Below are 8,358 nucleotides of genomic sequence, written 5' to 3' on the forward strand. Positions count from 1 at the left end.
GTGGATGAGGTCCGCCCTCAATGGCCTCGCCAAGTCGCCCGCTGACGGGCTCGGCGGCCCCGCCCTGCTGCTGCCGGTTGCGGCGAGCTCGTTCCGTGAGGCGGGGACCTACACGGTGGACGTGGAGGCGACCGCCCCGGGGCGTGTGTTGCAGCGGCTGCAGCTCCGGCTCACTCGTCCGAGCGCGGTTCTGAACGCGTCCCCCGTCCAGCTGCGGCACGAGATCCCCCTGGGGGGAAGCCGAGGCTCCTGGGAAGGCTCTCTCCTGATTGCGGAGAGGTCCGGGGCCACGGGCATCAACGACATCACCGCCGCCGCGCCCCTGTTCGCGGGACGGCACGGCGCCACCCTGCGCTTCCGCGACGGCGCCGCGGGGGTCGCGCCGGGGACAGCCGCGCGCATCCCCTTCAGCGTGGACGGGGTTCTGCCGCTGGGCACCACGACGGGTACCATCCGGCTCTCCTCACCTCAACTCGCCGCGCCGCTGGACGTACCCATCACCATCACGATCTACCGGTCGCACAAGCTCCTGATCTGCGTCATCGTGGCGGGCCTCCTCCTGGGATGGCTGGTCCGCACCTACCTCACGCGCCGCATCGAACGGAACCGGTTGCGCGTGCAGGCGGACGACGTGCTCTTGCGAATGGAGGATGCCATCGTTGCGCACGCCGACCCGATCTTCCAATCAGCCGTGCGCGCCCTTGCTGACCCCCTGCGCGTGGCCCGTGATCGGGGTAAGTCCGAGTCGCTCACAACCGCGATCACAACCGCGGATACGCGCCTGAGGACCGCGCTCGAAGCGCTACAGATGCGGCTCGACCGAGCGCGCGAAAGGACAATGGTGCTGGCGCGGCTGGTGCGCACGGATTGGAGCCTGCCCGTCGGCCTCGCTCTGTCCATCGGCCACGCTCGTGAGGCCCAGTCTCTAGCGGAGGGTGCCCTCGCGACCGGCGACGCGCACGAGGCCGACCGCCTACTGGACGCCGCAGAGGAAGGGCTGAGGAACGCTTTCGACGACGCCCTGAGCACCTGGCCTATCGAACGCACGGCGGTGCTTGAAGCGCTGGCGGCGCTTCCCCCCGAAGTTCGGGAGAAGGCTCAACCCTGGATCGACGCGATCCGGACTGACACCGAAGCGTTGCAGCCCCGGGAAGGCGAGCAGGTCGAGTCCCTGCGTCCCGCACTTTCCACGATGCACCGGGCGCGAAAGCGCCAGGAGAGACTCGCAGGTCAGCTGGCCGAGTGGGTGGGTGCCTTGGCCGCGGCGGTGGAGGGGGCGCTCACCCGCGGAACACCGGTCCTGACGGCGTTGGCAGAGTTCCTGGGATCGATAGAGGCGTTCCGAGGGCGCGCGGGCGCGTACGGGCAGGATCCGGACGCGATGCTCGCGGGGGTCACGAGCGAGCTCCCCACCCTCCACCAAGCGTTTCGGAGCGTCATAGCGGCGCACACACCGCCGAATGCTATGGCGGAAGTTCAGGCGCTTCTGGCCGAAGGGCGCTACGTGGATGCTTCGGAGCGTGTCGCTCGAGCGGTGCAGCGGGAAGGCGTAGTGCTGCGGACGGGATCGCTCACCGCCACGAACGTCACCGGGTTCCGGGCTTCCGGTGGAGTTTCCGAGGTCGGCTCGCCGGACGCGGCCCGCGCCGACGCCGTGCCGGTACCCGGAATCGGGATCCCCGAGCGCGTGCGGGTGCACCGGGCTCGCGTCTGGCGGCAGCTGGTTCTCGACGAGGCGGTGCTCACCATGATCGTGGGTGCGGGCATCACGATCCTGGGATACTATCTGTATTCCCCCAGTTTCGTAGGGACTGGGCGCGAGTTGCTCACCATCTTCCTATGGGCCTTCGGGTTGGATGTGGGAGCGCAAGTGCTCGTCGCGCAGAGCGCCCGGCTATCCGCATCCGGTGCAGCCGCGTGAGCCGCATGGAGATTCCACGTTGCGGTACCGCGCTCTGCCCGCCGCATGTACGAGCGGATGGACACGGCCGCCCTGCCAATCGCCCACTGGTACCGCCTCGTCGCGCAGGCCGCCGGCCGCGACGTCCACGCGCCGGCTGCGGTGTAGTCCTGAACAGCGGAGTGCGGAGTGGAACATAGGCGCGGGAGTTCCCGTGCATTCCTCCTTCAATGGCTCGCGTTGCCCCTATCGCGTCATCTCCCGAAGACCAGGTTAAGCCCCAGATGGACCGTGTCGTCCACCGCGATCTCTCCCAGCGACGTACCGCGGTAGGCCACGCCCCAGCGCTGCCGGTCGATGGCGAGCTGCGCCGTCGCGCGCAGGCCGCCGCCGGAGAAAGGGACGGCGCGCGCGGCGAAGCGGACCGGGTGCGTCTGGCCGCGCAGGGTGAGGTCGCCCACGACGTCGTAGCTCCCCGGGCCGGAGGGCGTCACGCTGCGCAGGCGGAAGTCCGCGGCGGGATAGCGATCGGTGGCGAAGAAGTGGTCGCTGCGCAGGTGGTCGCGCAGGCGGCGGCGGGGAATGGGGTCGCTCTCCGGGATGTCAGTGACCTCGATGGCGTTCATGTCGATGCGGAAGGCGCCGCCGCGCACGTTCCCTCCCTCCGCCAGCAGGTAGCCCGCGGCGAGCCGAACAGTCCCCTCGTGACTCCCCCTCCCCCTGAACTTCGTGCCCTTCCAGCGGATGACCGACCGCGCCGGGTCGAGGCGCAGCGTGTCCTCGCGCGCGGCGGGCGCCGGCTCCGGGTGCGCGCCCGGAGTGCCGGGCGCGCAGAGGAGCACGAGTGCGAGCAGTCCGCCCATCATCGGCCGACGTCCCGCAGGACGATGGTGCGCTCGCCGCGCCAGATGCCGTCGGGACCGCGGGTGAGCCGCACGATGCCGGAGCCGCCCCGATTCCGCACCTGCGTACGGTACGTGGGGGTGACGCGCGGGTCGCCCTCGAACACGAAGTCGTCGACGTACCCCTCCGCGCCCCGGCCCTCCTGGACGGTGGCGTGGATGTGTGCGGGGTCGAGCCGGCCTGGATAATGGCCGGGGCGGATGGTGGCCACGCAGTAGCGGCCCTGCGCGTCGGTACGCAGCCACCCGCGCAGGTAGCCGTGGCGGCGGCCGTTCCCCGCTTCGTCGCCGCGCCGGGGGTACACGCCGGCGGCGTTGGTCTGATAGAGGTAGAGGAGGACCCCCGCGGCCGGCGTGCGCCCATCCGCGCGCAGCACTCTGCCGGTGAGCACGAGCGGCTCGCCACGCTCTGCGTGATCCGCCAGGCGCACGGCCCAGGAGAGCCGCGACGGCGCCTCGGTGGCACCGCACCACTCACACGGCGGTGGATCGCGCCGCAGCGCCGCCAGGATGCGGTTGCGCGGCGCGTTGACGGCGGCGACTGCGCCGGGGCAGCCAGGCTTCAGCAGGGGGATGGAGTGATCGGGGAGGGCGGCGCCGGACGACGGCGTTGCGGATGCCAGCGCCGCGAAGAACAGGGCGGAGAGGAGGGTCGGCATTGTGTGGCTCCTGCTCGGGAGACGATCCGCGGACTCTCACCGCGGAGGGCGGGACGGTTGTCCCGCTCTCCCATACAGGTTGCGCCGAACCCGGTTGTGTTAGCGGCGGACTACCAGAGCAGCCCCAGCTTGCGCTGCCACAGCTCCAGCGCGCGCCTGTCCAGCCGCAGAGTGGCGGCGCGGTCCGCACCCGCCGGCAGCGACGATACGGCCGCGAGACGGTCGTACACCCGCCCCCGCTCGGCGGCGGGGACGCGCTGGAGGAGGTGCCAGAGCATCGGCGCGGCATCCAACCCCGCCACGCTGGCCAGCGCCACATCCAGGTCGGCGTGGCGAAAGGTGCCGAAGTCCATCGCCACGAGCGCGTTCCGCAACGGCGCGGGGCTCCCGGCGGGGAACGGGGTGCCGGGGCCGCGGCCGGGGCGCATCAACGCAACGCTTCCCGCGGGAACCACCGAGCGGCGGCCTCCGTTCACCAGCTCCACGTAGCCGGAGGTCACGTGGATCTGGCCGGAACCGTCGTCCTCCACCGTCAGCAGGTAGGCGCACCCCAGGTCGACGGCCAGCGCCGCGGGCGTCTCCACCAGAAAGACGCGGGGCGGCGACCACACTCGCGCGTCGATGGTGCCCCTGCGCAGCGCCATGCGGTGCTCGCCGCGGCGCGAGCGGAGGGCGGAAAGGCGGCTGTTCGGCCCCACCTCCGCGAAGCCGATCCCGCCCAGCTCCACGCGGGCGCGGGAGCGCGCGTCGGTCTCCAGCCACTTCCCGGTGCGGAGCCGCTCCTCGCCGTCCACCCGCCCGCCGTCCACGCGCGGTGCCCCGACCAGCCCCGCCACCTGCCAGGCGTGCGGATCGTCGCGCAGCCACATCTGGCCCACGAAGAGCGCCAGCAGCAGCGTGGCCGCCATCGCGAGCGGCACCCACGCGCGAGTGGGGAAGCTGCGTCGTGCGGGAGGTACGGCAAGGGGGCGCTCCTGGTACGCCAGCGGCCGGAGGAGCCGTTCCAGCCGCTCCACCTCCGCGTCCGGTTTGGCGGACGGGTCCCACAGGTAGTCGTCGTGCTCAACCATCGAAGCCTCCAAGCTCTTCCCTGAGCTGTTTCATGCCGCGATGCAGGTTCACCCGCACCGATCCGGGGGTGAGCCCCGTGCGCTCGGCGATCTCGGCGCCGCTCATCCCCTCCACCAGGCGCAGCACGAGCGGCTCACGGTATGCCTCCGGGAGCCGGTGGATCGCCGCGAGCACGTCATCCACCCGCAGCTCGCCGGCCGACGGAGCCGCGGCCGGGTCGGGGACGTCGTCCTCGAGAGCCACCAGCCTGCGCCCGCCGCGGTGCAGCATGCGCGCGCGGTTGCGGGCGATGGCGGCGATCCACTTCACGAACGCCGCGGGCTCGCGCAGCGTGTGCATCCGTGCCAGGGCTGCGAGGAAGACGTCCTGCACCAGGTCTTCCGCCTCCTGCCGCGGTGCGTGGGCCAGCAGGATGCCGTGCACCAGCCGCCCGTGCAGCCGGTACAGCTCCGCGAACGCCCCGCGGTCGCCCGCCTGCGCGGCGCGGACCAGCGCGTCGTCCACGCCCGCGGCGGGTTCGCTGCGAACACGAGCGAACGGGTTCAGCCGCACGCGCACCGGCGCCTGAACGGATAGCGCCTCATCCACCCGCCGCTCCTCGTAAGCCCGTGCGGACCATGCCACCTCTGGAAAGCCGGGAAAGCCGCCATGCACCCTCGTGTTTTCTAAGATGCACTTCCGCCGCGGATGTTAACCGGCTGCCAGAGATGCTACACGCAAACGGCAACTGCTTGGCTCACAGAGAGGCACAGAGACACGGAGAAATTGGGAGGGACGTCTTGAAAAACCGACTTGTACGCGTGAACGGAGGAGCGTGGGAAGATCAACGGAAGGGCGCGATCAGCACGCCTCGTAAGCCGCCACGTGGCCCTGCGACGCGTAGTGGAGAATCTCTTCGTCGCAGGTAAGCAGGATTGCGTTCAGGCGCCGCGCGGCCGCGACGATGAACCGGTCCGCGGGATCGCGGTGCTCCCGTTTGTCGCTTCTGCGCAACCACAGCGGGAGGATGGTGGAATCGATCGACAAGCGCGAATCGACGGGCATCACGCGCACGCCAGGATACCGTCTCTGGTCCTGCACCCAGGTGCGCAGATCACCTGCCACGAGGGCCCTTCCTCGTTCCGCCTTCAGGGCCATCTCCCAGACGGACGCGACGGAGACGAACAAGTGGCGGCGCTCGGCGGCTTCTTCGATCGCCACGAGCGCCGCTTCAGAAACCTGTCCCGTGCCCCCTGACTCGCCGCTGGCCCAGACCCAGATATGGGTGTCCAGAACGAGGCGGTCGGTATCGGTGAGCTCAGAGATCAGCATCAACCTCCCAGTTATCGCCGATGGGCGCCATCAGGTCCTCACGACTCGCCGAGATCACGCCACGCGATCGACCCACGAAGGGGCGCAACCCCTCCCCTCGGATCGGCGCGAGCTTCGCCACCGGACGGTTGCGCTTCGTGATGATGATCTCCTCGCCGGTTTCCTCCACCCGGTCCATCAGCTTCAGGCAGGTGGCTTTGAACTCCCCCGCCTGAACCTGTCGGTGACCATTGATCGGTTTCGATGACATATCTTCTCCTTGGTGACTATTCAATATGGTCACGAACCGTCGGGGGCACAACCGGCAGATCACCGTTCTAGTGCAAGCCCTCAGAGCAGGCTTCAGGCGAGCGACGGAGGAGCGGCGCGCCGGCCGCGGACGTACACGTCAGAGCCGGGGACGGCGGCGATGGGCTTGCGCAGGTTCTTGAAGTTGCCCTCCAGGGTCAGCACGACGGCGTCGCCGGGGAAGGGGATCTCCTGCACCAGACGCTGCACGAGATTGGCCGAGTGGTTGCCGTGCTCCGCTCGCTTCCACGTCCAGTCGGGGACCACGGCGAAGACGTAGAGCGGGTGCTCGGGGAGGATCTTCACCTCCTTGCGCACCAGGAAGGCGCTGGCGACGTCGCGGTGGCGGCGCAGCGCTTCCTCGATCGCGCCCACCGCCTCCTCATCGAGCCCGTGCGGAAGGAACACGTCGCGGGCGGTCAGGCCGCCGGCGCTCCGCTCCTCCTGCGCGGCCGACATCAGGTCCCCGTGCTCCTGCAGGCGGCGCCAGTACGCCTCCGCCTCCTCCACCCGGCCGGCTCGGTGCAGGAAAGCGTGCGATGCGGCGCACCCGCCATGCACCAGCCCGGGGTCCGCCGCCATCGCCGTCTCCAGGTGCCGGAGCCCCTCCTCGTCGTCGCACCCAAGCAGGAGCTGTCCCAGCATGTAGCGGATCTGCGCGTCGGCGGGCTCGGCCTCGGCGAGGTCGCGGAAGAGCGGGACCGCCGCCTCGGCACCGCGCAGGTTGGCGACGGCAAACGCGCGCTCCTTTGCTTCGTCAGGCGTGAGGGACTCCGCCCGCTCTTCCAGCTCGGCCAGCCGCTCGGCGGCCTGACGCATCTCGTGGTGCCGGGCCGTCCACCCGGCCCTCACCTCCTCCAGCCACGCGCGGTCCATGCGCCGCAGGGCGTCCTCCGCGGGGCCGCCCAGGTACGCCTCCGCGGCATTCGGCACCCCCTCCGCGGGCGCGATCAGCGCCGGACCCGGCGCGACGCCCAGCGCGGCGACGCGCTCGCCGAGTTCGGGGTGCGTGTCGCCGCTCCGCGTGGGGGCGGACAGCGCCTGCGCCAGGAGGAGATCCGCTTCGGCCTCCGGCACGGGTTCGCGCAGGCTCCGGCCCAGCGTGGTGAAGGCGTCGGCCGGCGGCTCCGGTTCGGCGGCGGCGCGGTTCCACAGGGCGGGCCAGAAAGACTCGCCCAGGTGCCGCGACCGCACCGCGATCCGCGCCAGCGCCGACGCCATCACGCCGGGACCCACCAGCGCCGCCGCCCGCGCATCCGCCTCGAACTCCTGCGAGCGCGCCAGCACGAACGAGTACGCGGCGAAGCGGGGCGCGTACCAGGCGAAAAACCGTTCGAAGATGAAGGTGGCGCGGTGCCCGTCCCGCCGAAGCTGCTCCAGGATGCGACCCCAGGTGGCGCGGATGCGGTAGCTCCACGCCCCGGTGCGCCCGTGCGCGCGGGAGAGATGCCCGAACTCATGCGCCAGCACGGCCCGGAACTCGTCCGCGGGGAGTGCGTGCATCAGCGGCACGCCGAGCACCAGGTAGTTGCGGTGCCACCCGAACATCCCCAGCCGCGGCACCTGAGACACGGAGGCGTTGAAGTCGTCCGTCAGCAGCACGTGGTGGGCGCGCGGCGCCTGCACTCCCTTGCGGATCGCGTCCACCTCCGCGAATAGCCGCGGCGCATCGTTCGGAGCCAGCTCCCTTCCCTCGGGTGGATCGATCCGCACCCACATCGCCCTGACGATCGTCCACACCAGCAGCGCGATCGGAATGGCGAGCTTGATGAGGAGCACCCACCCGCCATGCGCCGCCACCAGCGCGCCCACGCCCAGGGCGAGTGCCGCCAGCAGCGTGAGCACGGCGAAGACGTACACGTACCCGAGCGCCCCGAAGAGGAGCACTCGCGTGCGGTACCTGCCCGGGTTCGCCCGCGCGACGCGCTCCAGCCGCGCCACGTAGCCGTCGAATTCTGCGGAAGTCTGCATGTGGATAAGTCGAGTGGCGGGTCGTGCGGCGGGCGATTGCGGAGGGACGGTGAAGTAACGGAGGCGTGGAACACATATTAACTTACTGTTGCAGTCCTCTCCTGCAGCCTCTGTGTCTCTGTTAGGACTTACGCAGTTGCCCCCAAAGTGAAGCTGGGCTGGGCGAGATAGGTACGCACGGCGTTGCGCGTGATACTCACCTTTGCTTCGACCCAGCTCATTCCGGTGGCGATGCGGTTCCTTTCGAGCCGCAGGA

Annotated in this window: 9 protein-coding genes; 1 reads left to right on the top strand and 8 read right to left on the bottom strand. The window is 70.5% G+C overall.

Going from position 1 to position 8,358, the window contains the following annotated elements; translation table 11 throughout:
• Window positions 1–4: 4 nt before the first annotated feature.
• Window positions 5–1,921, top strand: coding sequence for a hypothetical protein (locus VF584_06065; protein ID HEX8209734.1), 1,917 nt, complete (start codon window positions 5–7; stop codon window positions 1,919–1,921).
• 233 nt (window positions 1,922–2,154) lie between these two features.
• On the opposite strand, the gene VF584_06070 is transcribed toward VF584_06065, so the two are convergent.
• The 8 genes from VF584_06070 to VF584_06105 form a co-directional block, all read right to left on the bottom strand.
• Window positions 2,155–2,766, bottom strand: coding sequence for a YceI family protein (locus VF584_06070; GenBank protein ID HEX8209735.1), 612 nt, complete (start codon window positions 2,764–2,766; stop codon window positions 2,155–2,157).
• Complete coding sequence (locus VF584_06075; GenBank protein ID HEX8209736.1) at window positions 2,763–3,461, bottom strand: hypothetical protein; 699 nt, start codon at window positions 3,459–3,461, stop codon at window positions 2,763–2,765. The genes VF584_06070 and VF584_06075 overlap by 4 nt, the downstream gene beginning before the upstream one ends.
• A gap of 110 nt (window positions 3,462–3,571) precedes the next feature.
• Entirely contained in the window at window positions 3,572–4,531 is a 960-nt protein-coding gene (locus tag VF584_06080) for a FecR domain-containing protein (GenBank protein HEX8209737.1), read from the bottom strand.
• Window positions 4,524–5,120, bottom strand: a complete 597-nt coding sequence (locus VF584_06085; protein ID HEX8209738.1) for a sigma-70 family RNA polymerase sigma factor — start codon at window positions 5,118–5,120, stop codon at window positions 4,524–4,526. Before VF584_06085 ends, VF584_06080 begins: the two co-directional genes overlap by 8 nt.
• Before the next feature lie 252 nt (window positions 5,121–5,372).
• Window positions 5,373–5,843, bottom strand: coding sequence for a type II toxin-antitoxin system VapC family toxin (locus tag VF584_06090; protein HEX8209739.1), 471 nt, complete (start codon window positions 5,841–5,843; stop codon window positions 5,373–5,375).
• A complete protein-coding gene (locus tag VF584_06095) occupies window positions 5,830–6,093 on the bottom strand; it encodes a type II toxin-antitoxin system prevent-host-death family antitoxin (GenBank protein ID HEX8209740.1) in 264 nt (87 codons plus the stop codon). The genes VF584_06090 and VF584_06095 overlap by 14 nt, the downstream gene beginning before the upstream one ends.
• A gap of 92 nt (window positions 6,094–6,185) precedes the next feature.
• A complete protein-coding gene (locus tag VF584_06100; protein ID HEX8209741.1) occupies window positions 6,186–8,102 on the bottom strand; it encodes a M48 family metalloprotease in 1,917 nt (638 codons plus the stop codon).
• Window positions 8,103–8,230: 128 nt separating this feature from the next.
• On the bottom strand, window positions 8,231–8,358 hold a 128-nt coding region (locus VF584_06105; protein ID HEX8209742.1), incomplete at its 5' end, for an IS701 family transposase.

Source organism: Longimicrobium sp., assembly GCA_036389135.1.
In the GTDB taxonomy this organism is placed as follows: domain Bacteria; phylum Gemmatimonadota; class Gemmatimonadetes; order Longimicrobiales; family Longimicrobiaceae; genus Longimicrobium.